The sequence below is a fragment of the Pseudomonas sp. TUM25319 genome (genome assembly GCF_056388475.1).
Window position 1 is genome coordinate 2,263,712 of the sequence record NZ_CM150751.1, and the last position, 26,608, is coordinate 2,290,319.

At 63.2% G+C, this 26,608-nt stretch carries 29 protein-coding genes; 19 read left to right on the plus strand and 10 right to left on the minus strand.

The window, feature by feature from the left end:
• Positions 1-166: 166 nt before the first annotated feature.
• Both AC05QJ_RS10715 and fliK read right to left on the minus strand, forming a co-directional pair.
• The gene (locus AC05QJ_RS10715; RefSeq protein WP_476746831.1) at positions 167-502 is read right to left on the minus strand and encodes an EscU/YscU/HrcU family type III secretion system export apparatus switch protein; all 336 of its coding nucleotides are present in this window, start codon (positions 500-502) and stop codon (positions 167-169) included.
• On the minus strand, positions 499-2,067 hold the full coding sequence (gene fliK / locus AC05QJ_RS10720) for a flagellar hook-length control protein FliK (RefSeq protein ID WP_476746832.1): 1,569 nt from the start codon (positions 2,065-2,067) through the stop codon (positions 499-501). The genes AC05QJ_RS10715 and fliK overlap by 4 nt, the downstream gene beginning before the upstream one ends.
• Before the next feature lie 190 nt (positions 2,068-2,257).
• Between fliK and ccmA the strand changes: the two genes are divergently transcribed.
• The 12 genes from ccmA to AC05QJ_RS10780 are packed head-to-tail and all read left to right on the plus strand — an operon-like array spanning position 2,258 to position 11,041.
• Positions 2,258-2,890, plus strand: coding sequence for a cytochrome c biogenesis heme-transporting ATPase CcmA (gene ccmA / locus AC05QJ_RS10725; protein WP_476746833.1), 633 nt, complete (start codon positions 2,258-2,260; stop codon positions 2,888-2,890).
• Entirely contained in the window at positions 2,887-3,555 is a 669-nt protein-coding gene (ccmB, locus tag AC05QJ_RS10730) for a heme exporter protein CcmB (RefSeq protein WP_476746834.1), read from the plus strand. The genes ccmA and ccmB overlap by 4 nt, the downstream gene beginning before the upstream one ends.
• A 43-nt stretch (positions 3,556-3,598) precedes the next feature.
• Positions 3,599-4,369, plus strand: coding sequence for a heme ABC transporter permease (locus AC05QJ_RS10735; RefSeq protein ID WP_476746835.1), 771 nt, complete (start codon positions 3,599-3,601; stop codon positions 4,367-4,369).
• Complete coding sequence (gene ccmD / locus AC05QJ_RS10740; protein WP_476746836.1) at positions 4,366-4,542, plus strand: heme exporter protein CcmD; 177 nt, start codon at positions 4,366-4,368, stop codon at positions 4,540-4,542. Before AC05QJ_RS10735 ends, ccmD begins: the two co-directional genes overlap by 4 nt.
• Complete coding sequence (gene ccmE, locus AC05QJ_RS10745; protein ID WP_476746837.1) at positions 4,539-4,991, plus strand: cytochrome c maturation protein CcmE; 453 nt, start codon at positions 4,539-4,541, stop codon at positions 4,989-4,991. Before ccmD ends, ccmE begins: the two co-directional genes overlap by 4 nt.
• An 11-nt stretch (positions 4,992-5,002) precedes the next feature.
• A complete protein-coding gene (locus tag AC05QJ_RS10750) occupies positions 5,003-6,976 on the plus strand; it encodes a heme lyase CcmF/NrfE family subunit (RefSeq protein ID WP_476747910.1) in 1,974 nt (657 codons plus the stop codon).
• On the plus strand, positions 6,973-7,509 hold the full coding sequence (locus AC05QJ_RS10755; protein WP_476746838.1) for a DsbE family thiol:disulfide interchange protein: 537 nt from the start codon (positions 6,973-6,975) through the stop codon (positions 7,507-7,509). The genes AC05QJ_RS10750 and AC05QJ_RS10755 overlap by 4 nt, the downstream gene beginning before the upstream one ends.
• Positions 7,506-7,982 (plus strand): cytochrome c-type biogenesis protein, encoded by a 477-nt coding sequence (locus AC05QJ_RS10760; protein WP_476746839.1) that lies wholly within the window; start codon positions 7,506-7,508, stop codon positions 7,980-7,982. Before AC05QJ_RS10755 ends, AC05QJ_RS10760 begins: the two co-directional genes overlap by 4 nt.
• Positions 7,975-9,177, plus strand: coding sequence for a c-type cytochrome biogenesis protein CcmI (gene ccmI / locus AC05QJ_RS10765; protein ID WP_476746840.1), 1,203 nt, complete (start codon positions 7,975-7,977; stop codon positions 9,175-9,177). Before AC05QJ_RS10760 ends, ccmI begins: the two co-directional genes overlap by 8 nt.
• A 12-nt stretch (positions 9,178-9,189) precedes the next feature.
• On the plus strand, positions 9,190-9,600 hold the full coding sequence (locus tag AC05QJ_RS10770; RefSeq protein WP_476746841.1) for a hypothetical protein: 411 nt from the start codon (positions 9,190-9,192) through the stop codon (positions 9,598-9,600).
• Between the two features lie 42 nt (positions 9,601-9,642).
• Complete coding sequence (locus tag AC05QJ_RS10775) at positions 9,643-10,581, plus strand: 2-hydroxyacid dehydrogenase (protein ID WP_476746842.1); 939 nt, start codon at positions 9,643-9,645, stop codon at positions 10,579-10,581.
• Between the two features lie 55 nt (positions 10,582-10,636).
• Complete coding sequence (locus AC05QJ_RS10780; protein WP_476746843.1) at positions 10,637-11,041, plus strand: GFA family protein; 405 nt, start codon at positions 10,637-10,639, stop codon at positions 11,039-11,041.
• Here the strand turns inward: AC05QJ_RS10780 and AC05QJ_RS10785 are convergent.
• A complete protein-coding gene (locus tag AC05QJ_RS10785) occupies positions 11,034-11,543 on the minus strand; it encodes a M15 family metallopeptidase (protein WP_476746844.1) in 510 nt (169 codons plus the stop codon). The genes AC05QJ_RS10780 and AC05QJ_RS10785 overlap by 8 nt on opposite strands.
• A gap of 145 nt (positions 11,544-11,688) precedes the next feature.
• On the opposite strand from AC05QJ_RS10785, the gene AC05QJ_RS10790 reads away from it, so the two are divergent.
• The 4 genes from AC05QJ_RS10790 (at position 11,689) to AC05QJ_RS10805 (ending at position 14,251) form a co-directional block, all read left to right on the plus strand.
• Positions 11,689-12,027 (plus strand): FKBP-type peptidyl-prolyl cis-trans isomerase, encoded by a 339-nt coding sequence (locus AC05QJ_RS10790; protein ID WP_476746845.1) that lies wholly within the window; start codon positions 11,689-11,691, stop codon positions 12,025-12,027.
• A gap of 244 nt (positions 12,028-12,271) precedes the next feature.
• Positions 12,272-12,943 carry a histidine phosphatase family protein gene (locus tag AC05QJ_RS10795; protein WP_476746846.1) on the plus strand — a complete coding sequence of 224 codons (672 nt, stop codon included), beginning with the start codon at positions 12,272-12,274 and terminating at the stop codon, positions 12,941-12,943.
• Positions 12,944-13,308: 365 nt separating this feature from the next.
• Positions 13,309-13,611 carry a hypothetical protein gene (locus tag AC05QJ_RS10800; RefSeq protein ID WP_476746847.1) on the plus strand — a complete coding sequence of 101 codons (303 nt, stop codon included), beginning with the start codon at positions 13,309-13,311 and terminating at the stop codon, positions 13,609-13,611.
• A 295-nt stretch (positions 13,612-13,906) separates the two neighbouring features.
• A complete protein-coding gene (locus AC05QJ_RS10805; protein ID WP_476746848.1) occupies positions 13,907-14,251 on the plus strand; it encodes a hypothetical protein in 345 nt (114 codons plus the stop codon).
• Between the two features lie 145 nt (positions 14,252-14,396).
• On the opposite strand, the gene AC05QJ_RS10810 is transcribed toward AC05QJ_RS10805, so the two are convergent.
• From AC05QJ_RS10810 to AC05QJ_RS10820, 3 genes are all read right to left on the minus strand, one after another.
• Positions 14,397-15,125: an aspartate/glutamate racemase family protein gene (locus AC05QJ_RS10810; RefSeq protein ID WP_476746849.1), complete on the minus strand. Its 729-nt coding sequence runs from the start codon at positions 15,123-15,125 to the stop codon at positions 14,397-14,399.
• 55 nt (positions 15,126-15,180) lie between these two features.
• Positions 15,181-16,716, minus strand: a complete 1,536-nt coding sequence (locus AC05QJ_RS10815) for an NCS1 family nucleobase:cation symporter-1 (protein ID WP_476746850.1) — start codon at positions 16,714-16,716, stop codon at positions 15,181-15,183.
• Between the two features lie 480 nt (positions 16,717-17,196).
• A complete protein-coding gene (locus AC05QJ_RS10820; protein ID WP_476746851.1) occupies positions 17,197-17,634 on the minus strand; it encodes an Lrp/AsnC family transcriptional regulator in 438 nt (145 codons plus the stop codon).
• Positions 17,635-17,769: 135 nt separating this feature from the next.
• Here AC05QJ_RS10820 and AC05QJ_RS10825 point away from each other — a divergent pair, with 135 nt between their 5' ends.
• Both AC05QJ_RS10825 and AC05QJ_RS10830 read left to right on the plus strand, forming a co-directional pair.
• Positions 17,770-18,672, plus strand: coding sequence for a DMT family transporter (locus AC05QJ_RS10825; RefSeq protein ID WP_476746852.1), 903 nt, complete (start codon positions 17,770-17,772; stop codon positions 18,670-18,672).
• A 31-nt stretch (positions 18,673-18,703) separates the two neighbouring features.
• The gene (locus AC05QJ_RS10830) at positions 18,704-19,624 is read left to right on the plus strand and encodes a class I SAM-dependent methyltransferase (RefSeq protein ID WP_476746853.1); all 921 of its coding nucleotides are present in this window, start codon (positions 18,704-18,706) and stop codon (positions 19,622-19,624) included.
• A gap of 98 nt (positions 19,625-19,722) precedes the next feature.
• Here AC05QJ_RS10830 and AC05QJ_RS10835 read toward each other — a convergent pair whose 3' ends face one another.
• Entirely contained in the window at positions 19,723-21,741 is a 2,019-nt protein-coding gene (locus tag AC05QJ_RS10835) for a mechanosensitive ion channel family protein (RefSeq protein WP_476746854.1), read from the minus strand.
• A gap of 486 nt (positions 21,742-22,227) precedes the next feature.
• Here AC05QJ_RS10835 and AC05QJ_RS10840 point away from each other — a divergent pair, with 486 nt between their 5' ends.
• On the plus strand, positions 22,228-23,556 hold the full coding sequence (locus AC05QJ_RS10840) for an IS110 family RNA-guided transposase (protein ID WP_476745423.1): 1,329 nt from the start codon (positions 22,228-22,230) through the stop codon (positions 23,554-23,556).
• Positions 23,557-23,648: 92 nt separating this feature from the next.
• Here the strand turns inward: AC05QJ_RS10840 and AC05QJ_RS10845 are convergent, their stop codons facing one another.
• The 3 genes from AC05QJ_RS10845 to AC05QJ_RS10855 all read right to left on the minus strand — a co-directional run bounded on the left by AC05QJ_RS10845 (position 23,649) and on the right by AC05QJ_RS10855 (position 26,550).
• A complete protein-coding gene (locus AC05QJ_RS10845; protein ID WP_476746855.1) occupies positions 23,649-24,650 on the minus strand; it encodes a sulfate ABC transporter substrate-binding protein in 1,002 nt (333 codons plus the stop codon).
• Between the two features lie 91 nt (positions 24,651-24,741).
• Positions 24,742-25,566 (minus strand): ion transporter, encoded by an 825-nt coding sequence (locus AC05QJ_RS10850; RefSeq protein WP_476746856.1) that lies wholly within the window; start codon positions 25,564-25,566, stop codon positions 24,742-24,744.
• Positions 25,567-25,692: 126 nt separating this feature from the next.
• Positions 25,693-26,550, minus strand: coding sequence for an urea transporter (locus tag AC05QJ_RS10855; RefSeq protein ID WP_476746857.1), 858 nt, complete (start codon positions 26,548-26,550; stop codon positions 25,693-25,695).
• Positions 26,551-26,608 lie beyond the last annotated feature (58 nt).

The window sequence follows — 26,608 nt, forward strand, 5'->3', positions numbered from 1 at the left end:
GCCTGTGGGGGCGGATTCACCGGAACGCCGGACCGCCGCGATCGGCGGCGAAGCTGTCGTAAACCCTGAGTACCGGGTCTGCCAGACGTATCGCGGGCTCAGATTTCATGGCCGCTTCGCGCCCAATCGCGGCTGAAGCCGCTCCCACAGGTGATCGTGCCCGGTATTAACGAGGTCCAGGCAATCCCTTCAGATCCGGCGTGATGTCCCTCTCCACCGGCCCCTCGTCGTTGAACCCCACCGGCACCTTGCCCCGCAATTGCCAGGCAAAGGCAATGATTTCGGCGATGGTCAGGTACAGCGCTTCGGGAATACTGTCCCCCAGCTCCATCCGCGCCAACAGGCGCACCAGCTCGGCGTTTTCGTAGATCGGGACTTCGTGTTCGCGGGCGATCGCGAGGATCGCCTCGGCCAGTTCGTCATCGCCCTTGGCGGTCAGGGTCGGAGCCTTGGCGCCGTCGTAGCTGAGGGCGATGGCCTGGCGGGGTGTCTTTTTGCTCATGCGTTTTCATCCACCCAGCGTTGTTCCAGATGCGTGCGCGGCCCTTGGGGCGGGACGCCGTGATGGCATTGCAGGTCGCCGACATTCACCCCGCGCGCCGCCAGTCTCGCGCGCAGGTCGCCAAGCTGGCTTTCTACCAATTGCGCCGTTGCCGGGAGTTCTGCCCACAGCTGGCTGGAAAGCTTGCCCTGGCTGATCTGCGCCTGAACCTGCAGGGGGCCCAGTGGGTGCAGATCGAAGGCCAGGTCCACACGCCAGAGCATTTCCAGTGGGTCGCGACGTTCGCGCTCGGGATCGGCCTGTTGTTCCCGGGTTTCCTCACGCTGCACCTTGACCTGTACGGGCATGAACTCCGGCCCGGTTCGCAGGGGGATCTCAAGCTGCCAGGTGGTCTGCAGATTGCCGTCGGGGGTGGTGCCGGTCTGGTCCAGGCTCGCCAACTGATGGCTCTGCAAGCGCGAAATGGCGGCGGCGGCAAGACGCAGCAGATGTTGCAGGTCGCCTTCTTCCTCGGCGTTCTGCAGCAGCCGGGTCGGCAGCGGGAACACGCCGGGATGTGGTTTTGGGGCGACCTGGCCGAGGGCGCCAAGGGCACTGCGCATCAGGCCGGGCAGCGCCTGGGCCATGGTGCTGGCGGTGGTCGGGCTGAACAGCGTGCCGCCCGGGACGTTGGGCAGCAACTGCGCCACCAGCCTGACCATCTGCGCCTTGATATCAGGGGCTAGCTGGCCGGTGGCACCATTGAACAGTCGGGCCTCGAGGAAGGCTCCGCTGTTGCTGAGCGCTTGCGCCACCTGGCGAGAATCGCCGAACTGACGCACGTCAGGCAGGCTTGCGAGCAACGTGTTCACCACGGTGCGCACCTGCTGCGGCTGGCCGTCATCGGCGCTGATTCTTTGCATCGCCGCCAGCAGCCCCTGCAACGACGCCTGGCGGTTCTGCTGGGCGCTGAGGTTCTGGGCGATGGCCATCTGGTCCTGGCGGCCGCTGAGGGGCACGAAGGTCAGTGACTGGTCGCCCTGGACCCGTGCGCTGAGCAGGCTGCCCAGCGGCAGCGGGCGAGGCGAGTCGATCGCCAGGGTGGCGCCGGCCTGGGCGGAATTGAGCAGGCTGACCAGCGAGCGGTACACCGGCGGCAGGTTGCCACTTTGCGCCTGCAACTGGGTGGTCAGCACCTTGCCCTGCACCAGGGTACCTTCGGGGAACTGGCGGCTGTCGAGGCGGGTGAGGGTGGCGACGTTGCTGGCGATGGCCTGCTGCACGGTCAGGCTGAGCTGATTCGCTGCGGTCTGGCTGACCAGCACCTGGCTACCCTGGGCCAGTGGCTGGCTGGCCGTGGTCTGCACCGTCAGCTGCTGGCCATTGGCCTGGAGCAGGCGCAACAGCAGCTGGAACTCCTGGCCGACCTGGCGCAGCGAGAGCACTTCGCCCTTGGCTGTTTCGCCAGACGGAATCAGGTCGGGCTGCGCTTCCACCAGTTTCACCAGTTCACCGGTCATCGCCGCGGCACGCACTTGCGCGTTGGCGGCAACCTGCGGGCCAAGGCTGTTGATTTCGCCTGTCATTCGTACTGCGACCTGTTCAAATAGCCCTCTTTTCAGTAGGACATGGCATGTATAATGCCGCCCGATTTCCTCCGCGAGCGCAGGATTGAGCGGCGCTCGCGATCAGACCGGTCGGCCAGGTTTTCGTTGTCACTATAACGGCCAGGGCTGTACCGACTTGAGACAGTCTGCGAAACCATAAGGCGAACCTGTGACTCCTCAACTCCAAGCCGTGGGCCTGGCCTGCGAGCGCGACTGGCGGATGCTCTTCGAGCACCTCGAACTCCAGGTGGCGGCCGGCGACATGCTGCAGATCAGCGGTCCCAACGGCAGCGGCAAGACCAGCCTGCTGCGCCTGCTGGCCGGGCTGATGCAGCCGACCCTCGGCGAGATCCTGCTCAACGGCAAGCCGCTGGCGGAGCAGGGCAGTGAACTGGCGCGCAATCTGGTATGGATCGGCCACGCCGCCGGCATCAAGGACCTGCTCACCCCCGAGGAAAACCTCACCTGGCTCTGTGCGCTGCACCGTCCCGCCAGCCGCGATGCCATCTGGCAGGCGCTGGAAGCGGTGGGGCTGCGCGGTTTCGAAGATGTGCCCTGTCACACCCTGTCCGCCGGCCAGCAGCGCCGTGTGGCCCTGGCCCGGCTGTATCTCGACAGCCCGCCGCTGTGGATCCTCGACGAACCCTTCACCGCCCTCGACAAGCAGGGCGTGGCCCAGCTTGAAGCGCACCTGGCGCGGCACTGCGAGCAGGGCGGGATGGTGGTCCTGACCACGCACCACACGCTGGAGCACACGCCGTCCGGCTACCGTGACATCAACCTGGGGCAGTGGGCGGCATGAGCGTATTCGTACTGTTGTTGCGTCGCGAGGCGCGTCTGTTGTGCCGCCGTCCGGCAGAGCTGGCCAATCCGCTGGTTTTTTTCGCGATCGTCATCGCATTGTTCCCACTTGCGGTCGGTCCTGAGACACAATTGTTGCAAATCTTGTCTCCAGGGTTAGTCTGGGTGGCCGCGCTTCTGGCCGTCCTGCTCTCGCTGGACGGGCTGTTTCGCAGTGATTTCGAGGACGGATCCCTCGAACAGTGGGTCCTTTCGCCGCACCCGCTGCCACTACTGGTACTGGCCAAGGTACTGGCACACTGGATTTTTTCCGGTCTGGCGCTGGTATTGTTGTCGCCGCTGCTGGCATTGATGCTCGGTTTGCCTGTGGAATGCCTGCCCGTGCTGCTGGCATCGCTCTTGCTCGGTACGCCGGTACTGAGCCTGCTCGGTGCGGTGGGTGCGGCGCTGACAGTCGGGTTGAAACGAGGTGGTCTGCTTCTGGCGCTACTGATTCTGCCGCTATATATCCCGGTGTTGATCCTGGGCAGTGGCGCCTTACAAGCAGCAGTGCAAGCTATGCCCGCAACCGGATACCTGCTCTGGCTCGGCAGTCTCGCCGCCCTGGCAGTCACCCTTGCACCTTTTGCAATAGCCGCCGGCCTGAAGATCAGCGTCGGAGAATAACGAGGTCTGGGCCCGTCCCAGCAAAGACCCTGGATGTACCGTGATGAAAAGCAGCGCAATAAGCTGGACATGGTTTCACAAGCTCGGTTCCCCCAAATGGTTCTACGGCATCAGCGGTCGCCTGCTGCCCTGGCTGGCCATCGCCGCAGCGTTGCTGATCGGCACCGGCGTGGTCTGGGGCCTGGCCTTCGCGCCGCAGGACTACCAGCAGGGCAATAGCTTCCGGATCATCTACATCCACGTGCCGGCGGCCATGCTGGCGCAGTCCTGCTACGTGATGCTGGCGGTAGCCGGCGTGGTCGGGCTGGTATGGAAGATGAAGATCGCCGATGTCGCGCTGCAGAGCGCCGCCCCCATCGGCGCCTGGATGACCGCGGTGGCGCTGGTCACCGGAGCCATCTGGGGCAAGCCCACCTGGGGCAGCTACTGGGTCTGGGATGCCCGCCTGACGTCCATGCTCATCCTCCTTTTCCTGTACTTCGGTCTCATTGCCCTCGGCCACGCGATCAGCAATCGTGAGAGCTCGGCCAAGGCCTGCGCGGTGCTGGCCATCGTCGGGGTGATCAACATCCCGATCATCAAGTACTCGGTGGAGTGGTGGAACACCCTGCACCAGGGCGCCACCTTCACCATCACCGAAAAACCGGCGATGCCGGTGGAGATGTGGTTGCCGCTGTTGCTGACCGTGCTTGGCTTCTACTGTTTCTTCGGCGCCGTGCTGCTGATGCGCATGCGCCTCGAAGTGCTCAAGCGCGAGGCGCGTGCCAGCTGGGTCCGGGAAGAAGTGCTGAACAGCCTGGGGAACGCACGATGAGCTTCGCAACCTTCGGCGAGTTTCTCGCCATGGGCCATCACGGCCCCTATGTCTGGTCGGCCTACGGCATCTGCCTGCTGGTGCTGGCCGTCAATGTCGCTTCGCCACTGCTGGCCCGGCGCCGTTACCTGCAAGCCGAGGCGCGCCGTCTGCGCCGGGAGAACGCCAAGTGAATCCGCAACGCAAGAAGCGCCTGTTCATCATCCTCGGCCTGGTGGCCGGCCTCGGGGTCGCCGTCGGCCTGGCCCTGAGCGCGCTGCAGGAAAACATCAACCTGTTCTACACCCCGACCCAGATCGCCAACGGCGAGGCGCCGCTGGATACCCGCATTCGCGCCGGTGGCATGGTCGAGAAGGGCTCGGTACAACGTTCCAGCGATTCCCTGGACGTGCGCTTCGTGGTCACTGACTTCAACAAGTCGGTGCCGATCACCTACCGCGGCATCCTTCCCGACCTGTTCCGCGAAGGTCAGGGCATCGTCGCCCTCGGCAAGCTGAATGCCGAAGGCGTGGTGGTGGCCGATGAAGTGCTGGCCAAGCACGACGAGAAATACATGCCGCCGGAAGTCACCAAGGCCCTCAAGGAAAGCGGGCAGACGGCTTCGGGAGAACCTGCGCAATGAACGCCTCGCTGATCATTCCCGAACTGGGCCAGTTGTCGATGATCCTGACCATCTGCTTTGCCTGCGTGCAGGCCAGCGTGCCGCTGCTCGGCGCCTGGCGCGGCGACAGCCTGTGGATGAGCCTGGCGCGCCCGGCGGCCTGGGGGCAGTTCGCGTTCCTGGCGTTCGCCTTCGCTTGCCTGACCCACGCCTTCATGACCGACAACTTCTCGGTCGCCTACGTCGCCAGCAACTCCAACAGCGCCTTGCCCTGGTACTACAAGTTCAGCGCGGTGTGGGGCGCACACGAGGGCTCGTTGCTGTTGTGGGCACTGATCCTCGGCGGCTGGACCTTCGCCGTGTCGATCTTCTCCCGGCAACTGCCGCAGGTGATGCTGGCGCGCGTACTGGCGGTGATGGGCATGATCAGTGTCGGCTTCCTGTCGTTCCTGATCATCACCTCCAACCCCTTCGTGCGCCTGCTGCCGCAGGTGCCGGGGGATGGTCGCGACCTCAACCCGCTGCTGCAGGACATCGGCCTGATCGTCCACCCGCCGATGCTCTACATGGGCTATGTCGGTTTCTCGGTGGCCTTCGCCTTCGCCATCGCTGCGCTGCTGGGCGGCCGCCTCGACGCCGCCTGGGCGCGCTGGTCGCGGCCCTGGACCATCGTCGCCTGGGCCTTCCTCGGCATCGGTATCACCCTCGGCTCCTGGTGGGCCTACTACGAACTGGGCTGGGGCGGTTGGTGGTTCTGGGACCCGGTGGAAAACGCCTCGTTCATGCCATGGCTGGTGGGCACTGCGCTGATCCACTCGCTGGCCGTCACCGAGAAGCGTGGCGTGTTCAAGAGCTGGACCGTGCTGTTGGCCATCGCTGCGTTTTCCCTCAGCCTGCTCGGCACCTTCCTGGTCCGTTCCGGCGTGCTGACCTCGGTGCATGCCTTCGCCTCGGACCCGGAGCGCGGCATTTTCATCCTGTTCTTCCTGCTTTGTGTGGTCGGCGGCTCGCTGACCCTGTTCGCCCTGCGCGCACCGGTGGTCAAGAGCCAGGTCGGCTTTGCCCTGTGGTCCCGCGAGACCCTGCTGCTGGCCAATAACCTGGTGCTGGTGGTGGCGGCTTCGATGATCCTGCTCGGCACCCTGTACCCGCTGGTGCTCGATGCCCTGACCGGCGCCAAGCTGTCGGTAGGGCCGCCGTACTTCGATGCGCTGTTCATTCCGCTGATGGCGCTGCTCATGGTGGTGCTGGCCGTGGGCGTGCTGGTGCGCTGGAAAGACACCCCCGGCCGCTGGCTGGCCGGCATGCTGACGCCGGTGCTGATCGGCAGCGCCGTGCTGGCGCCGATCTGCGGCCTGCTGGTGGACGACTTCGACTGGCCGGTGCTGACCACCTTCGCCCTGGCCGCGTGGATCGTTCTGGGCGGTGCCCGCGACATCCTCGACAAGACCCGCCACAAGGGCCTGCTCAAGGGTATCCGCGGCCTCAACCGCAGCTACTGGGGTATGCACCTGGCGCACCTGGGCCTGGCGGTCTGCGCCCTGGGCGTGGTGCTGTCGAGCAACAACAGCGCCGAGCGCGACCTGCGCATGGCGCCGGGCGAATCGGTGGAGCTGGCGGGTTATCACTTCGTCTTCGAAGGGGCCAAGCACCACGAAGGCCCCAACTTCACTTCCGACAAAGGTACGGTGCGGGTGCTGGAGGACGGCCGCGAGATCAGCGTGCTGCATCCGGAGAAACGCCTGTACACCGTGCAGCAGTCGATGATGACCGAGGCCGGTATCGATGCCGGCTTCACCCGCGACCTCTACGTCGCCCTCGGTGAGCCGCTGGAAAACGGCGCCTGGGCGGTGCGGGTCCACGTCAAGCCGTTCGTCCGCTGGATCTGGCTAGGCGGCCTGCTGACAGGCCTCGGTGGTCTGCTGGCGGCGCTGGACCGGCGCTACCGGGTCAAGGTGAAAACCAAAGTGCGTGATGTATTGGGGCTGGAAGGAGCGACTGCATGAAGCGTTGGATCATGGTGCTGCCGCTGGCGGTGTTTCTGCTGGTGGCGGTGTTTCTCTACCGTGGCCTCTACCTGGACCCGGCCGAGCTGCCCTCGGCGATGATTGGCAAGCCGTTCCCGGCGTTCTCCCTGCCCAACGTGCAGGGCGACCGCACCCTGACCCAGAACGATCTGCACGGCAAGCCGGCGCTGGTCAACGTCTGGGGTACCTGGTGCGTGTCCTGCCGGGTCGAGCACCCGGTGCTGAACAAGCTGGCCGAGCAGGGCGTGGTGATCTACGGCGTCAACTACAAGGACGACAACGCCGCTGCACTGAAATGGCTGGCCGAGTTCCACAACCCGTATCAACTGGATATCCGTGACGAAGCGGGCACCCTGGGCCTGGACCTGGGTGTCTACGGCGCGCCGGAAACCTTCCTGATCGATGCCGAAGGGGTCATTCGCCACAAGTTCGTCGGCGTGGTCGACGAAACCGTCTGGCGTGAGCAACTGGCGCCGCTGTACCAGGGCCTGGTCGATGAGGCCCGGCCATGAAGCGCTGGCTGGCGGCCGCCGTCCTCGGCCTGAGCCTGTGCGGCGTGGCGAGGGCGGCCATCGACACCTACCAGTTCGCCGACGAGGCTGAGCGCGAGCGCTACCGCGAGCTGACCAAGGAGTTGCGCTGCCCCAAATGCCAGAACCAGGACATCGCTGATTCCAACGCACCCATCGCCGCCGACCTGCGCCGCGAGATTTTCCGCATGCTCGGCGAAGGCAAGAGCAACCAGCAGATCGTCGATTTCATGGTCGATCGCTACGGTGATTTCGTCCGCTACAAGCCGGCCCTGAGTGCCCGTACCTGGCTGCTCTGGTTCGGTCCGGCGGCATTGTTGCTGGGCGGTGTCGGCGTCATGGCGGTGATCGTGCGCAAGCGCCGTGTCCCGGCGGGCAATGCCGCCGCCGACCTTTCTCCCGAGGAGCGTGAGCGCCTCGCCAAACTGCTGGACAAAGAACAGACCCATGACTGATTTCTGGCTCGCTTCAGGCCTGCTGTTGCTGGTAGCCCTGAGCTTTTTGCTGATTCCGGTGCTGCGTGGCCGTCGTGCCCAGCAGGAAGAAGACCGTACTGCCCTCAATGTCGCCCTGTATCAGGAGCGTGTCGCCGAACTGCAGGCCCAGGGCGATGCCGGTGTGCTTGACGCCGAGCAGCTGGCCCGTGGCCGCGACGAGGCGGCCCGCGAACTGCTGGCCGACACCGACAACGCCGAACCGTCGCGCAGCGCCCGCCTGGGCAAGGCGCTGCCGTTGCTGGCGGCGTTCCTGGTGCCGGTCATGGCGGTGGGGCTGTACCTGCATTTCGGCGCCAGCGACAAGGTCGAGCTGGCCCGTGAATTCGCCGAGGCGCCGCAGTCCCTGGATGAAATGACCTCGCGCCTGGAGCGCGCCGTCGCCGCCCAGCCGGAGAACGCCGAAGGCCTGTACTTCCTCGGCCGCGCCTACATGGCCCAGGAGCGTCCGGCGGATGCGGCCAAGGCCTTCGAGCGCGCCCTTGCGGTTGCCGGGCGACAGCCGGAACTGCTCGGCCAACTGGCGCAGGCGGTGTATTTCGCCAACGACAAGCAATGGACGGCGCAGACCCAGGCGCTGACCGACGAAGCGCTGAAGGCCGACCCGAACGAAGTCACCAGCCTCGGCCTGCTGGGCATCGCCGCCTTCGAAGGTGAGCGCTACCAGGACGCCGTGGACTACTGGAATCGCCTGCTGGCGCAGTTGCCCGAAGGCGACACTTCGCGGACCGCGCTGCTGGGTGGCATCAACAAGGCCAAGGAAAAGATCGCCGCCGGTGAAGGCAAGGCGTCCACGCCGGCCAGCGCCGCCCAGGGCGCGAAGCTGACGGTGCGGGTGGAACTGGCCCCGGCGCTGAAAGGCAAGGTCAAGCCGGACGACACCGTGTTCATCTTCGCCCGCGCCGCCTCCGGCCCGCCCATGCCGCTGGCGGCCAAGCGCGTGACCGTGGCGCAGTTGCCGATCGAGGTGGAACTGAGCGACAGCGACGCGATGATGCCCAACATGAAACTGTCGAGCTTCCCTGAAGTCCAACTGATGGCGCGCATCTCTCGCTCCGGCCAGCCCACCAAGGGCGAGTGGATCGGTAGTGGTTCTCCGCTGGCCACCAGCACCGAGGCGCCGCAACACCTGACCATCGACAGCCCGGACCCGTAAGAGAGCGACCCCATGAACAGCACCGTACGCCTGACCCTGATCACACTGGCCCTGGGGCTCAGCGCATGTACGGTGCACCAGCCCGATCGCGAGCCGCTGCCGCCGATCGAAACCACGCCCCCGCCGGGCCCGGTGATCAAGCCGGTGCCCGGCAAGCCCGCCCCGACCAAACCGGTCAAGCCATCGCAGAAGCCCATGCCGCGCACCTCCGCCAGCTTTGCCTCGCCACCGGGCGGCGCCAGCCATTGGGACCCGCGCCTGGGCGTCTACGTACTGGAAGGCAAGACCAACACCTTCTATCGCCAGCGCACCTACTACCGCTTCAACAACGGCTGGAGCTGGGCCACCAGCCCGGACGGGCCGTGGCAGGAGACCGACAGCAGTGGCGTTCCAGGCGGTCTGGGGCGCGCTTTCGCGCAGTAACCGCTGCATAATGCCTCCTCGCCAAACGACGGGGAGCCTGCGATGACAAAGACGCTACTGGTGCTGGTGGAGACGGTCGACGACTATCTGCCGCTGCTGGAGAACAACGGATTCCGATTGATCCGGGCGCAGACCCCGGCCTTGCGTGCCGAGGCCATCGCCCGTCACGGCCGCGAGATCGACGCCGTCCTCACCCGTGGCCCGCTGGGCATCACCGCCGAAGAAATCGCCGCCTTGCCGGAGCTGCAGATCATCTGCGTCATCGGCGCCGGCTATGAACAGGTCGACCTGGCGGCCGCCGCCGAGCGGGGCATCACCGTCACCAACGGCGCAGGTGCCAATGCCTCGGCTGTCGCCGACCATGCCATGGCCTTGCTGCTGGCGGCGGTGCGCAACATTCCCCAGGCGGACGCCAGCACCCGCCAGGGCCAGTGGAACCGGGTCATCAGCCCGTCGGTGTCGGGCAAGCGCCTGGGCATTCTCGGACTCGGCGCTGTCGGCCTGGCGATCGCCAAGCGTGCAGCCCTGGGGTTTGACATGAGCGTTCGCTACCACAACCGCTCCCGCCGCGACGATGTGTCTTACGGCTACTGCGACAGTCCGCTGGCGCTGGCGCGGGAATCGGACTTTCTGATCATCGCCACGCCAGGCGGCGCCAATACCCGCGCCCTGGTGGACAGCGCGGTGCTCGATGCCCTGGGCGCGGAAGGCTTTCTGGTGAATATCGCCCGTGCCAGCGTAGTGTCCACGGCCGACCTGGTCGCGGCCTTGCGCGAGGGGCGGATTGCCGGCGCAGCGCTGGATGTGTTCGATGACGAGCCGAATGTGCCGGACGCGCTCAAGGCACTGGAGAACGTGGTATTGACGCCTCATGTGGCGGGACAGTCGCCGGAGGCCGCGCGGGATACCGTGGCGCTGGTGCTGAAGAACCTGCAGGCATTCTTTGCCGGCGAGCCGGTGCTGACACCTGTCACGGCCTAGGTAGTTATCGCTGCTAGACTCTGCCGCTACCTCATGAACGCAAGGAGCCTCAACCATGTCGGACCATCACGGTAGCTGCCTCTGTGGCGCCATCCACGTTACCGTCACACTTGAAGACACCAGTGTCAGCGCGTGCCACTGCAGCATGTGCCGCAAGTGGACCGGTGGTCCGTTGCTGGTGGTCCACAGTGTGCAGCCCCTGCAATTCAGTGGAGCCCAGCCGGCGGTCTACGACTCTTCCGACTGGGCTCAGCGCGGTTTTTGCCCGCGCTGCGGCACACATCTGTTCTACCGCCTCAAGGCCGGCGGTTTCGATGCCGTTCCCGTGGGCGTGCTGGACGGTGACGGTGCCTGGAACTTCGACCTGCAGGTCTATGTGGATGAAAAACCGGCGTTCTACTGCTTCTCCAACCCCACCAGGAACATGACTGGCGCCGAGGTCATCGCCCAGTTCAGTTGACCGCCAGCAGCGTGTCGCCGTGGCACCAGTGCCACGGTTCGAACTGATAGCCCAGGCGGTTGTTGCGCGGGTAGGACAGATGGAAATCGAAGCGTCCGGCATTGCTCACCAGCCACTGGTAAGCGAGGGAGTATTCGAAATCCGTTTCCAGCGAGTTGATGTCCACCGCGCGCCCGGTGTGGTGCTCGCTGAAACCGGGTGGGGCGTTTACTGCAAGAATCTGTTCCAGTGACTGACCGCGCTCAAGCTTGGCGCGGATCAGCCTGGCCTGGTAGGTGACGCTGCGGTAAGCCGATACCAGCCACAACTCGACGCCAGCGCCTGCGGCGTCGGCCTTCATGGCCTTCCATGCCGCTGCCGCCTCAGGTTCCAGTTCGAAGCGCCGATCGTCGTCATTGACCTCGGCAATCGCCAGTACCCGGGCTTCCGGGTAGGCGACGAAGCTTCGGGCCAGCAGCATCTCTTCAGTGATCCCCAGCTCCTTGCACAGCTCCTTGCTCATGTCGTTTCCCTGCGTTGTCGTCGGTGGCTACCCGACACAGGCTAGCCAGTCGCCAGCCGATCGCCAATCCCGTCCGATCCTTGCAAATCCCCGGCAATCCTGCGAAAAGGCTGCGCTTACGTTTACCGCGCTGAAAGAGGTTTCCATGAGCAGCGAACTGCAAATCACCGACGTCCAGGTGGGCGACGGCAAGGAAGTGGTCAAGGGCGCCCTGATCACCACGCATTACACCGGCACGCTGGTCGACGGCAGCGTGTTCGATTCGTCCCATCAGCGGGGCAAGCCGTTCCAGTGCGTGATCGGCACCGGCCGGGTCATCAAGGGCTGGGACCAGGGCCTGATGGGCATGAAAGTCGGCGGCAAGCGCACACTGTTCGTGCCGGCGCACCTGGGCTACGGCGAGCGCACCATGGGCGCCATTCCGCCGGGTTCCGACCTGCGGTTCGAGATCGAGCTGCTGGAAGTGCTGACCCGGGACGATTGAAGGAGCGACAGGCATGGGCGCAGGTTCATCGGGGTGCGCCCGTCGTCATAATTGCGCAACACGTGGGGGTTAATGTCACTTCTGCTTACGGACAAGCACCCCAGGGATAGAACCAATCGGGCCTGCTGCACTCTCAAGGACGCCCGTGTCCACGGACGGAACGACAGACAGGGATGCCCCGCGGCTTCGGCCGCGGGGCAGCACTGACGGGCCAACCCCCGATTCTTTCCGCCAAGGGTTCATCATGAAGTTGCCCGTGACGCTTCCCTCCCGCCGCAAGGCGCTGATCTGCTCCGTACTCGTGGCGGGTGCGGCGCTCCTCGGATTCACCACCTTCGACAGCTTCGCCAAGCCGGTCGATGGCACCCAGACCCTGGTCTTCCTGCGCCACGCCGAAAAGCCCGGCGAAGGCCTCGGCCAGCTCAACTGCCAGGGCCTCAATCGCGCCCTGGATCTCGCGACGCTGCTGCCGGAGAAGTTCGGCAAGGCCGACTACGTGTTCGCTGCCAACCCCACCCGCGAAGTGGAAGAGGGCGCCAACGACGACAGCTACAGCTACCTGCGTCCGCTGATGACCATCAGCCCCAGCGCCATCAAGCTCGGCCTGCCGGTCAATATCGACTACGGCGCCAACGACACCAGCGCGCTGGCCCGCGAGCTGACCAGCAACAAATACCGCAATGCCACGGTGTACACCGCCTGGTCCCATGGTTACCTGCCCGAGCTGATCAACAGCGTGGCCGGCAAGGCGCTGGGGGAGGACCGGGTGATTACCGAGGACTGGGAGAACAGCGACTTCGACTCGCTGTACGTGCTCACCCTGACCTGGCGTGATGGCAAGGCGACGATGCTGAGCCGCAATGTGAAGCAGGGACTGGATGGTGGGGAGCCGAGTTGTCCGAAATCTGGCGCCTGAGGAGGCGCTTATGGAACCTGTCACACTCAGTTTCTGGATTAACGCGATCCACCCGGCGCTGAATTTGCAACGGTGTACGAAGCTGGCCCGTGCTGGATGGCTTCGGGACCGCTGTGCGGTCCTTCGCAGTGCGTTTATCTGCTTTGGACTTTTCTTACATTTATGTGGGAATTGGACTGCATACTAGTGCTCGTTTAGGTGATTCCATTATCAGTCTCTATATAGTCGGTGGTGGTAATTGTCTCTATGTTTTTTGGAGCGTCTACTCTACGTGTAAGGCGATTTGAGAGTTTTTTCTTTGTTTTTTATAAGGGCGGGTACCGTTTTTCTTTCAATTGGGTCGGTCAATAATTAGAAATTGTATTATGAAACTTCTTATTCTTAAAATGATTTTTCTGGTGGGTGTGATGTATCTGGGTATCAGGGCTTTATTTTGTCTTGGTCTTTTAAGATACACCGGCGTTGGCGGAGTGTTTGTGATGCTTACGTTGATTGGTGCAGGCGTTGTGGTTGGTTGCCAACTGGTCAATGCTCGGCGAGTTGCGAGTGGCAAGCCATCTTGGTCGTTTCTTACTTGCTTCCTGATATGCGCTTCCTTCATGGCGTTGGTTTTCGCATTTACGATAGCTAGTTTTCTGGCTTGCCTAAGTAATGTTGGAGGACGCTGACAACCTTGCTCACATACACACACCTCAGTATTAGTGAGAAGTCAGAATGAAGTTTTTTGTGGTATCACTGAAAAAGCTTGTCATAATGAATATCTGCACGTTCGGTCTATACGGATTCTATTGGAATTACCGAGCCTGGCATGCCTGTCGGGTGAGAGGTGAAGCTAAGGTTAATCCCATAGTACGCTCTATGTTCGCGCCCTTGTTTATATACTCATTAATGGGAAGAGTGGATGAGGGAATAAGAAGGTCCGGACGATATTATGCTTGGTCTCCTATTTTTGTGGTTTTCTCCATGGGGGTAGGTTTCTACTGTTTTTTGGAGCTTTGGATTTCTGTTCGTGAGTTGCAATTTGCTGACCTAAGGGGGCTTGGTCGATGGAAAAACTTAGAGACTAACGCGGGCATCTTTTTCATGTCGATGGCCTTGCCGTTGCCGCTGGTTGGCGTTGTCCTGTTAGTCTCGGGCTCCATCCAGAGTGCGATAAATTTTCTGGAGGGGGATCGTCAAGGAAAAAGGAACTGCAGGCTGTCCGTGACAGAAAGAACGTTCGCGTTTTTGGGAGGAGTGGTCTGTGCAGCCTATCTGCTGATTTTGCTTCTTTCGTTTGTTCTCTGGTCGATGACGCGAGACTTCTGATTTTCAATCGTCAGTTCAAAAAGAACGAGGCGCGGGTGCCCAAGGGAGATGGCCCGTTCGCCGCAGCGACGGGCTGTGCACGGTTCGAGCGCGCCTCGCAAAATGTTACTGCCGGTATTGGATTATCGGCAGATCACCGTGGAATCTAGCGGCCAAACTGCGCCGGCCAGCCAACGACGCGCTTGGGCCGCGGCCTGGCGTAGGTGCGGCTCTTCGAGGTGGTCAGGCGCAGTTGCACCAGCGCCTCGGCCATCTTCACCGCCGCACTGACCCCGTCCACCACCGGCACGCCGGTGCGCTGGCGGATCTTTTCGTCCAGCCCGGCCATGCCGCCACACCCGAGGCAGATGACTTCGGCCTTGTCGTCCTTCACCGCCTTTTCCGCCTGCTGGACGATGGCCTCCAGGGCACGTTCCGGCTCGGCTTCCAATTCCAGTACGGCCATGCCGCTGGCCCGTACCGAGGCGCAGCGGTCATACAGCCCGGAGAGTTTCAGGCGGTCTTCGATCAGGGGCACGGTGCGGTCCAGGGTGGTCACCACCGAGTAGGCATGGCCCAGGTACATGGCGGTGCTGGCAGCCGCATCGGTGATGTCCACCACCGGTACATCCAGCAGTTCCTGCAGGCCCTCGCGGCCATGTTCGCCATAGCCGGCCTGGATCACGGCGTCGTAGGGGCCGTCGTAGGCCAGCACGCGGTCCATCACGGCGATGGCCGCCAGGTAGCTTTCGAAATTGCCTTCCACCGATTCGGCGCCGAAGAACGGCGTCAGGCCGATGATCTCGGTACCCGGCGCGGCGACGGCCTGGGCCTCACGGGCAATGGCCTCGGTAATGGCTTCGGTGGTGTTGACGTTGACGATCAGAATTCGCATGAAAAGGGTCTCGCTGAGGCAGGTGACGGCCCGGCATCGCCGGGCCGGGCAGGCGTCAGTGGCTGACGCTGTCGACGGCGATGCTTTCGCCGCTGACGTCGAGGTAGCGCTGGTGGCGTGGCGCCAACAGGCGGTAGAGCAGGGCGGCGATACCGGCGCCGATCATCCACGAGAAGGGCGCGAGGGTTTCGAAGTTCGGTACCAGCGCGAGGATGATCGCCAGCAGCGCGGCAGGGGCGAAGGCGGCGATGGCTCGCGGGTTGACGCCGCGGTGGTAGTGGTAGGCCCCGCTCGGGTCTTCGCTGTACAGCTCCGGCACGTTGATGCGACCACGGCGGACCAGCCAGTAATCGACCATGATCACCCCGTACAGCGGGCCGAGCAGGGCGCCAAGGCCGGACAGGAAGTACTGGATCACCAGCGGGCTGTTGTAGAGGTTCCACGGCAGGATCAGCACAGCGATGGCGGCACTGATCAGGCCGGCGCGGCGGAAGGTCAGCAGGCGCGGGGCCAGGTTGCTGAGGACGAACGCCGGGGCGACGAAGTTGGCCATGATGTTCACCGCCACGGTGACGATCAGGAACGCCAGGCAACCGAGCACCAGGAAGAAGGTGTTGGGGATGGTGGCGATGATCTGGGTCGGGCTGTCGATGATCTGGCCGTTGATCTTGAACTGCGCACCGCACAGCAGCACGGTGATGGCGGCGAAGGCCAGGATGTTCACCGGCAGGCCCCAGAAGTTGCCGACGCGGATGGTCCGGCGGCACGGCGAGGAGCGGGCGAAGTCACAGAAGTTCAGCACCAGGGTGCCGTAGATCGCCAGCCACAGTGCGCCACCGGCGAAGATGTGGTGCCACATGGCGGCGCCGGTCAGCGGCTCGCGCACCGACCAGGCGATGGCAAAGCCGGCCTGGCTGTACATCCACGCCGCCAGCGAGGCGACGGTGAGCAGGATCACGGGCCCGGCGAAAGCTTCATAGCGGCGCACCATCTCCATGCCGTAGGCGAGGATCACCAGTTGCACCAGCCAGATCGCCACGAAGCACACCCAGCCCAGGCTCGACAGGCCGAGGATGGAATCCTGGTCGTAGGCGGCAAGGCTTGGCGCGATGGCGGTGAGCAGTACCCGCAGCACCACCGAGGCCAGGTAGGTCTGGATACCGAACCAGGCGATGGCGATCACCGCACGGATCAGCGCCGGCAATTGCGCGCCGTGGATGCCGAAGGCGATGCGGCTCATCACCGGGAAGGGCACGCCGGTCTTCTGTCCCATATAGCCGGACAGGTTCATGAAGAAATACACCAGCGCCGCACCGATCCCCAGTGACAGCAGGATCTGCCAGCCGCCCAGGCCCATGGCGTACAGCCCCATGGCGAAGGAGTAGTTGGCGATGTTGTGCACATCGTTGGTCCACAGGGCGAAGATGCTGTAGCGGCCCCAGCGGCGGCCTTCGGCCTTGGTGGGGGCGAGGTCGTGGTTGTGCAGCCTGGGGCTGAGGGTGACAGGAAGGTCTGTTGGCGTCGACGGTGGGTCTATTGCGGTGGACGAGGAGAAGTCCAGTTCGGTCTTGTTGTAAAGACTCATGCTCATTCCGGCGTGCTCCTGATACTCGTGGCGTGGGGAAGCCTGGTCATGAACCACGAGAACCAATTGGTTAGGGGCATTCCGCTACCCGGCGACGGCAGGTGGGCGGATCTTGAGTGTGCTCTCGTTTTTGTAGAACTGTATACAAAGCACGAGTGCACTAAAGCCAGATCCATGCCAGCGAAAGTACGAGAGAAGTGCTCGTATCTTTTTGAACTTGCTGACTATTTTTCTAAGTGACTGAAAACAGGAATTTATAAATTGACCAATCAAACAGGATTTATTTTTTTCGTTAGTTTGAATCTGATTAACTGGTCAAGTTATTAGTGCGCGGGGATGTAACGATTTGGGGCATTGCCTGAGTTGATTGCACACAAAAAATGCGTTTTCGGTTACATCATTGTGTGCACTTTAGGTTTTTGAGGTTATTCAGCCTAGTTCAGGATTGGATGCAACCACAGCCCCACAGCCCCATGGCCCTTTGGCTCAGTTCATCGGCGGCAGGCGACGTTTGACCGGGGTCTTCTTGACGATCGCGGTATTGGTCTCGGCGTGGATGTTCAGCTTGTCCAGCAGGGTGTCCAGTTGCTCCATGGAGCGCACATGCAGGCGGGCAATGAAGCAGTCGTCACCGGTGACCTTGTCGCATTCGGTGAACTCGGGAATGGCGATGATCTGCCGTTCCACCTCCTGCAACTGTCCCGGTAGCGGGCGAATGCGCACGATGGCCTGCAACTGGTAGCCGAAGCTGCGGGCATCCACGTCCACGGTGTAACCCTTGAGCACGCCGCGTTCTTCCAGGCGGCGCAGGCGTTCGCTGACGCTGGGTGACGAAAGGCCGGTGAGGCTGGCCAGCGCCTTGAGCGAGCGGCGCGAGTCTTCCATCAGGGCGTTGAGCAGCAGTTGGTCGATGGCATCGGTCATGAAATCAGCCTCGTAAGGTGGATGAGGAAAATGGCCTTGATAAAAAAGGTAGCGTGCGGCTTTCGCCTGATTTATCCGCTGGAACGGCCTCGGCGACCCTCGGCATACTTTGTCACATGTTCTCGGAGGTGAGTCATGGACAATTCGATTCGTCGCGGTTCTCTGGAAATGGTCGGGGCCATGCTGATTTCCGGCACCATTGGCTGGTTCGTGCTGATGTCGGGGCAGCCGGTGCTGGATGTGGTGTTCTGGCGCTGCGTGTTCGGCGCGGTCACCTTGCTGTTGATCTGCGCTGCCATGGGCTTTCTGCGCCCCGGCATCCTGACCCGGGCCAGTTTCGTCCTGGCGGTGGTCAGCGGCGTGGCCATCGTTGGCAACTGGGTGCTGCTGTTCGCCTCATACTCGCGGGCATCCATCGCCATCGGCACGGCGGTCTACAACGTTCAACCGTTCATGCTGGTGGGGCTGGCAGCGCTGTTTCTCGGCGAGAAGATCACCGTGCCCAAGCTGTTCTGGCTGGGCGTGTCGTTTGCCGGGATGCTGGCCATCGTCAGTGCCCACGGCAGCCAGGGCGAGAGCGGCGCAGACTATTTGCAGGGCATTGCCCTGGCGCTTGGCGCGGCCTTTCTCTACGCCGTGGCTGCCTTGATCATCAAACGCCTGAGCGGTACGCCACCGCATCTGATCGCGTTGGTGCAGGTCAGTACCGGCGCTCTGTTGCTGGTGCCGTTCGCCCACCCTGGCGCGCTGCCGGTGGCGCCGGTCGAACTGGGCAGCCTGGTGACCCTGGGCATCGTCCACACCGGCCTGATGTACGTGCTGTTGTACGGCGCGATCCAGAAACTGCCGACCGCGTTGACCGGTGCACTGTCGTTCATCTATCCGATTGCCGCGATCCTGGTGGACTGGTTCGCCTTCGGTCATCGCCTGCAGCCGTTGCAGTGGCTGGGTGTGGCGGCGATCCTGCTGGCCGCTGCCGGCATGCAGCAGGGTTGGTGGTTCAAATCGGCCGCCCGCGGGCGCGGCGCGAGGGCGTAGAATACGCGGCTTTAGCTCGACGACTTTCGCCATGACCGCTGCTATCGAAACCCTTCATCAACACCTGCTCGCCGCCCTGAATCCGCCGCCGATCGAGACCCGGCGGCTGTTTCATGGCCGCGGGCGCTGCTGGCCCGGGCTTGAGCAGATCACCGTCGACTGGTTGCAGGACGTGCTACTGGTGGCGCTGTTCCGCGAGCCGCCCGAAGGGCAGCTGGCGGAACTGGAGGCGATGCTGCGCAGCCTGGCGGCGAGCGAGGCCTGGCCTGGTGCAGCGATTCACATCCAGCACCGCTACCTGCCGGACAGCCCCGGCCAGTGGCTGCTGGGCGAGCCGTGCGTGCACAAGGTGATCGTCGAAGACGGCCTGCGTTACCAGCTCGATCTGGGACAGAAACAGAACAACGGCCTGTTCCTCGACATGCGCTACGGACGCCGCTGGGTCCGCGAGCAGGCGGCGGGCCAGCGAGTGCTCAACCTGTTCGCCTACACCTGCGGTTTTTCGGTGGCGGCGATTGCCGGTGGTGCGCAGCAGGTGATCAACCTCGACATGTCGAAGGCGGCGTTGTCGCGCGGGCGCGACAACCACCGGCTCAATGGGCACGACCTGAGCCGGGTCGGGTTTCTCGGGCATGAGTTGTTCAAGTCCTGGGGCAAGGTGCGCAAGTCGGCGCCTTATGACCTGATCATCATTGACCCGCCCAGTTTCCAGAAAGGCAGCTTCGCCCTGACCCAGGACTACGCGAAGATCCTGCGGCGCCTGCCGGAGCTACTGGCCGAGGGCGGTACGGTGCTGGCGTGCGTCAACGATCCGGGGATCGGCGCCGGGTTCCTGATCGAGGGGATGGCGGAGCAGGCGCCGGGGCTGACATTTGTCGAGCGGCTGGAGAATGCTCCGGAGTTTCCGGATGTGGATGCCGAGGGTGGGTTGAAGGCGCTGGTTTTCCGCTGAGCTTCAGGGCCTCATCGCCGGCAACGCCGGCTCCCACGCGTATCCCACACTGTGGGAGCCGGTCTTGCCGGCGATGAGGCCCTCGAATCCACCCACAATCACTGAGCGGCCGGCACCGGACTGTACTGCGCAAAACTCACGTCATCCGTCTGGTCCACCCGCTTCTTCAAGCGCTCGTTGAACGCCCGGTTCACCGCATACTGCCCGCCCGAGGTGGTACGGAACTGCGCGGTCAGGGTCATGCCGTTGAGGTTCATGCTGTCCACCCCGAACACCTGCAACGGGCCTTGCAGGTTGTGCCGCAGGATCGGGTCTTCGCTGATGGACTGACCCACCTCGCGGATCAGTTTCAGCGCGGCATCTACATCCGTCTCGTAGCTGAACTGCACCGAGAAGAAGGCATAGGCGAACTGCCGCGACTGGTTGGTGACCGCCTTGATCTGGCCGAACGGTACCGAATGCACGAAGCCTTTGCCGTCCCGCAGGCGCAGGGTACGGATGGTCAGGCTCTCCACCGTGCCGGCATGCCCGGAGTCGAGCACCACCCAGTCGCCGATGGCGATGGTGTCTTCGATGAGGATGAACAGCCCGGTGATCACGTCCTGCACCAGTTGCTGCGAACCGAAGCCGATCGCCAGGCCCACCACCCCGGCACCGGCGAGGAAGGGGGCGACGTTGATCCCGAGGTTGGCCATGGTGGTGATGGTGCAGATCACCACCAGCACCACCTTGGTGGCATTGCGCAGCATCGGCAGGATGGTCCGCGTGCGGGTGCTCGGCTGGCGGGTGTTGCGCCGTCCCGGCGTCGGCTTGAGCGCTTCCTGGATCGCGGTGTCGATCACCACCCACAACAGCCAGGTCACCAGCAGGATCAGGCCGATGCTGCTCAGCGAATCGCTGATCGCCCGGCCGAAGCTGTTGCGCAGGGCGAAGTCGAGTACCGAGAAGCCCCAGATGCGCCCGAGCAGCTCGATGAAGGCCACCGCCATGGCAATGCGCAACAGGGCGTGGGCGAGGCTGTAGAGCAGCTCCTTGTAGGGCCGCAGGCGTTGTTCCGGCTTGCGCGGCGGATTGAGGAAATGCTGCAGGGTGATGCTGAGAAACACCGTGCCGATCAGCAGGACCGTGGTGAGCAGGGCCTTCTGCAGGGCGCGCTGGCTTTCCTCGCCGGCGCCGATCAGGTTGATCCCCGAGACCAGGATCATCATCAGAATCGGCAGGTACCAGATCGCCGAGAAGATCCGCAGGGTTTCCTGCACGGCGCGGTGCTGCAGACGGTCCTTGAGGCTGCGGTTGCGGATCAGGTGCGCCACCGGGCGGCGCGAGCGCAGCACCACGATGGCGAAGGCCAGGGTCGCCAGCAGGCCGGTGATCACGGCGATACTGCTGGTCAGGTTGCCGCCCAGCTGGCGCGAGATCTGCGGGCTGGTCAGGGCATCGCTCCAGGCCGCGAGAAAACCGATCAGGAACAAGGGCCGTGGCGCTGCTTCGCGGATGATGCGTACCGCGGTGCGCTTGTGGCCGACATCGAACAGGGTGATCAGGCACAGGATGATAGTGGTGGAGAAAATACCGCTGGTGGTGGCGTAGGCCAGGCTCATGCCCAGCGCGCGGCCCACCGACGGGTCAAGCTGGCGGGCGACGAACAGCGCGGCGGGCAGGCTCGCCAGTGCCGGTACGGTGAAGGGCAGCAGGTAGGCGAGCAGTTTTTGTGGGCGGAGCCGTTCGCGCAGCAGGCGAGTGCGCTGGCTGGCGCGGGCGGCGAGGCGGCCGAGGTAGCAGAGCAGGGCGAAGGTTGCGGCCCAGGTGACGGTGAGGATCAGGAAGTCGCAGGTGATTTCCATCAGGTCGCCGGCGTCGTGGCGGGCGACCAGTTGATTGGCCTCCCTGGCGGCGCGGTCGGTGCGCAGGCGCCAGTTCTCCAGGAGGTGATGGTCGATATCGAGTTCCTGGGAGACGTCGTCGAGGCCACTGGCCAGGGTGCCGAGCAGACCGCCCTGGACCACCGGTTCCGGTTCGGCGGGCTTTTCTTCGGTGAGGGTCGACAGCGGCCCGGCGGCCAGCGCGGAAGTACCGAGCAGGGCGCAGAACAGCAGCACGAGTACGGATCGGATCACGGGGTACTCCTTTGGCCGTGGGGTGACGGAAAGGGTAGACAATGATCGGTGGGAGATTGCTGCGAGGGATTTTGCGCAGGGGACCGCGTTGCGGTCCAATCGCTGGCAAGGCCAGCTCCCACAGGGTGGATCGGTGTATGCAAACCCTGTGGGAGTCCGCCCGCCGCCCCGGCGCCGCGCTGTCGCGCAGCAAACATGAAGCGTACGACGCCAGTTACGCGGTGCCGCTTACATCTAAAGACAAAAGGCGGTTGGCCCGATAGGGCCAACCGCCTTTTGCTTTGTTAGGTTCAGTACGCGCGGGACAGAGACCGTAACCAGCACTGGTGTGTGTCAGCACACCCGAGTGGGAGAGTGGTCCGCCACGGTATCGGCGTGAAGTCCCTGTCGGCATCAGCTGAAAAATCAGCTGTGACCACGTATGAGAGAGTGAACCCCTTTCGCCACCGTGTGCCCCGCGCGCCCCTTATCCTGCGAGGATTGACCATGGCACGCAAGCCCTCCAAGCAACACCTCACCCTTGTCCACACCGACTGTGCCGGGATTGATATCGGCAGCCGGGAGCACTTCGTTGCAGTTGATGACAGGCATGACAAGCCCGTCCGCAAGTTCGCGACCTTCACTGACGACCTTCATAAGCTTGCCGACTGGCTGGAGAGCTTGAATATCAAGGTCGTAGCCATGGAGTCGACAGGCGTTTACTGGATCCCCATTTACGAAATCCTCGATGCGCGAGGTTTTGATGTTCGTCTCGTCAATGCACGGTCAACCCGACAGATTACAGGCCGTAAGTCTGACGTGATGGATTGCCAATGGATCTTGCAGTTGATGTCTTATGGGCTCCTGCGCAGTGCTTTCCGACCCGATGACCTGACATGTGTCGCGCGATCCTTGTTCAGGCAGCGAAGTCACAAGGTTCGTGATCAAGCGAAGACCCTGAACCGGATCCAGAAAGCCTTGGCCCAGATGAATATTCAACTGGCCAATGTCATCAGCGACATTTCCGGCGTCACTGGGATGAAAATCCTGCGTGCTATCAATAAGGGTGAGCGCGATCCGTACGTACTCGCCAGCTTGAGCGACCCACGCATCAAGGCAAGCCAGGAAACCATAGCGCGTAGCTTGCTCGGCAATTGGCGCAAGGAGCACCTGACGGCATTGAAGCTGGAGTTGGCGCTTTACGACTTTCTGGAAAAACAGATCGCCGAATGCGACGAAGCTATTGTCGAGGTGATAGACCAGATGCCGGTATTGGATGTTTCCCCACCCAAGCCCCAAAAGACTTTGCGTAGCCCGCATCGCACAGCGGCACAGCAAACTCAATTGCATCAAGCACTATGCCGGGTGATGGGCGTGGATCTGACCGCCATTCCGACCATTGGTGTCGACACTGCGCTAGTCATTGCCAGTGAAGTCGGCGCTGATCTTTCCCGCTTCCCGTCGTCACAGCACTTTTGTTCCTGGCTCGGCCTTGCTCCGCCTACGCGCATATCGGGCGGAAAATCCTTATCCGGCGCTGGACCCAAGATTCACAACCATGCGGGGCAAGCCTTGAAGCAAGCCGCTTCAAACGCACGAAACGACAAAGGGTTTATCGGCGCTTCGCACAGAGCAAGGCTGACGCGCATGGATACGAGCTGTGCGATCAAGGCAACGGCGCATCAGCTCGCACGACTGATCTACTTGATGCTGACCAAAAAGAAGGCCTATGTGGAGCAAGGGCTGGCTGAATTCGAAGCCAGAAGCCAGGATCGCCAGCTCCGGGCTTTGCAACGCAAAGCCCGGAAATTGGGATTGCAGCTGGTCGCGGCTTGATTTTTATGATTAAAAATCAATGGGTTGGGATTTGTTTGATGAGAGCCGGCGTTGCCGGCGATGGGGCCCCTGAGACAGGCCCCGGTTAATGCTTACTTGCCGGTATAGATCTGGTCGAAGATGCCACCGTCGTTGAAGTGGGTCTTCTGCACGGTGCGCCAGTCACCGAAGGTCTTCTCGACCGAGAGGAAGTCGACTTTCGGGAAGCGGTCGGTGTACTTGGCCAGGACTTTTTCGTCACGCGGGCGCAGGTAGTTGGCCGCAGCGATTTCCTGGGCCTCTGGCGACCACAGGTACTTGAGGTATTCCTCGGCGGTGGCGCGGCTGCCTTTCTTGTCGACGACCTTGTCCACCACGCTCACCGGCGGCTCGGCCTCGGCGGACACGCTCGGGTAGATGACTTCGAACTGGTCGCGACCGAACTCGCGGGCGATCATTTCGGCTTCGTTCTCGAAGGTCACCAGCACGTCGCCGATCTGGTTGGTCATGAAGGTGGTGGTGGCGGCGCGGCCACCGGTATCCAGCACCGGTGCCTGCTTGAACAGCTTGCCGACGAAGTCCTTGGCCTTGGCTTCATCGCCGCCGGTCTTCAGCACGTAGCCCCAGGCCGAAAGGTAGGTGTAGCGGCCGTTACCCGAGGTCTTGGGGTTGGGCACGATCACCTGGACGCCATCCTTGAGCAGGTCAGGCCAGTCTTTCAGGGCTTTCGGGTTGCCCTTGCGGACGATGAACACGGTGGCCGAGGTGAAGGGAGCGCTGTTGTTCGGCAGGCGGGTGACCCAGTCTTTCGGCACCAACTCACCGTTGTCGGCCAGGGCATTGATGTCGGTGGCCATGTTCATGGTGATCACATCGGCCGGCAGGCCATCGATCACCGAGCGCGCCTGCTTGCTCGAACCGCCAAACGACATCTGCACGGTGATCTTCTCTTTGTGCTCGGCTTCCCAGTGCTTCTGGAAGGCGGCGTTGTAGTCCTTGTAGAAGTCGCGCATCACGTCATAGGAGACGTTCAGCAGCGGAGCCGGGGCCGCCTGGGCGAAACTGCCCACGGCGAGGCTTGCGGCCAGCAGCGAGGCACCAAAGAGTTTTTTCACTGTGCATTCCTTGTTGGAGTTGGTTGGAGGCATTGTGCCAGCGACTATAGCCAATGGGCCTTAGGCGCAAAAAGATTAAAAGGCTCTGTACTTATTCCAGTTTCTTGAACAACGCATTGCCACAGCGGGAGCAAAAGGCCGCACCGTACTCGTGGTGAGGCTTGCGGCAGACCGGGCAGTCGTGGCGCAGTTGCTCGCCGCGCATGGCGTTGGCCAGTTCCGCGGTAAAGATACCCGTGGGCACGGCGATGATCGAGTAGCCGGTGATCATCACCAGCGAGGAAATCACCTGGCCCAGCGGGGTCTTCGGCACGATATCGCCGAAGCCCACGGTGGTCAGGGTGACGATGGCCCAGTAGATGCCCTTGGGGATGCTGGTGAAACCGTGTTCCGGGCCCTCGACCACGTACATCAGGGTGCCGAACACCGTCACCAGGGTCGAGACGCTGACCAGGAAGACGATGATCTTCTGCTTGCTGCCGCGCAGGGCGTCGAGCAGATAGTGGGCCTGCTTGAGGTAAGGGCTGAGTTTGAGCACGCGGAAGATCCGCAGCATGCGGATGACCCGGATGATCAACAGGTACTGGGCATCGCTGTAGTACAGGGCGATGATCCCCGGCACGATCGCCAGCAGGTCCACCAGGCCGTAGAAACTGAAGGCGTAGCGCAGCGGCTTGGGCGAGCAGTACAGGCGCAGCAGGTATTCGACGAGGAAGATCGCGGTGAAGCCCCACTCTATTCCGGCGAGCAGGCCGGCGTAGCTCTGGTGCACCTCGTCGATGCTGTCGAGGATCACGGTGACCAGGCTGGCGAGGATGATCAGCAGCAGGACTTTATCGAAACGCCGTCCGGCGACGGTATCGGTTTGAAAGACGATGACATAGAGCCTTTCGCGCAGGCTCTGCGGGTTTTCCATGGGGAGTGTGGTTCCAGGCGGGTAGTGCTGGGAAGCCTAGGGTCAGATCCGGCGGTTGTGCAAGTCGGCAAAGCCGACAGCGGACCCTGTGGGATCGCCAGATCGCCGCTCCCACAGGGTTATGCGTCAGCCTTGGATAGAGCGGCCCTGCACACCCAGCCGCACCATCCAGCACGCGACGATGAACGGCGCCGTCAGCCCCGGAACCGGCAGCAGGTTGAACAGCGGCTGCACCGCGATCGCCAGGACGATCGCCAGCAGCGGTTTCCATGGTTGCGCGCGGGTGCCGCTGAAGGCGAGGGCGGCGAGGGCGGCATTGAAGCCGTACAGGCCCATGTAGGCCGCCGTCGCTTCGCCGCCGATCAGCGCCACGCTGGCGCCGACCGCCGCACCCACGAAGGCCCAGGCCGCCGCATAGCGGTCCGCCAACAGCAACCCGAGGGCAATCAGCAAGCCGGCCAGCGGCTGGTCGAGCAGGAAGATCTGGCCCAGGCCACGGGCCAGCGCATCCAGCGGGCTGGCCTGCACCGGGCCATTGGCCTGGGCCGCCGGGTCGGCGATCAGCAGCAGGGCCCAGCCGGCCAGGACGAACGGCAGGGTGTAGGCCGGCAACAGCACCGAGCCACCCCGCTTGAGCCACTGGTGCACCAGCATGCTGCTCAGCCCGGCGGCGGCGATGATCAGCGGCAGGAGCAGTGGCGACCACGGCAGCAGGTAACTGAACAGCAGGCCGATCAGCACGCCGTTGTAGCTGTAGAGCCCGGCCTGGCGGTCGGTGCGGTCGTAGCCGCGACGTTGCGCGACCAACAGCCCGGAGAGCGCGCCCAGCAGCGCGCCACCGATCAGGTGCGGGGCGGTGAGAAGGATGGCCAGCAGGCAGCACAGGCCGCACAGCGGGTTGCGCTGCAGCAGCACCTGACTGAAACCGTTGAGTAGCGCGGTTGCCCAGTCGGGGCACGGGTTGACTAGATTTTTGGTGTACATGGCAGTAGGTCTGAGTGAAGTGGGGCGCCTCTTTGGGCGAATGTTTTCCCACGGGTTA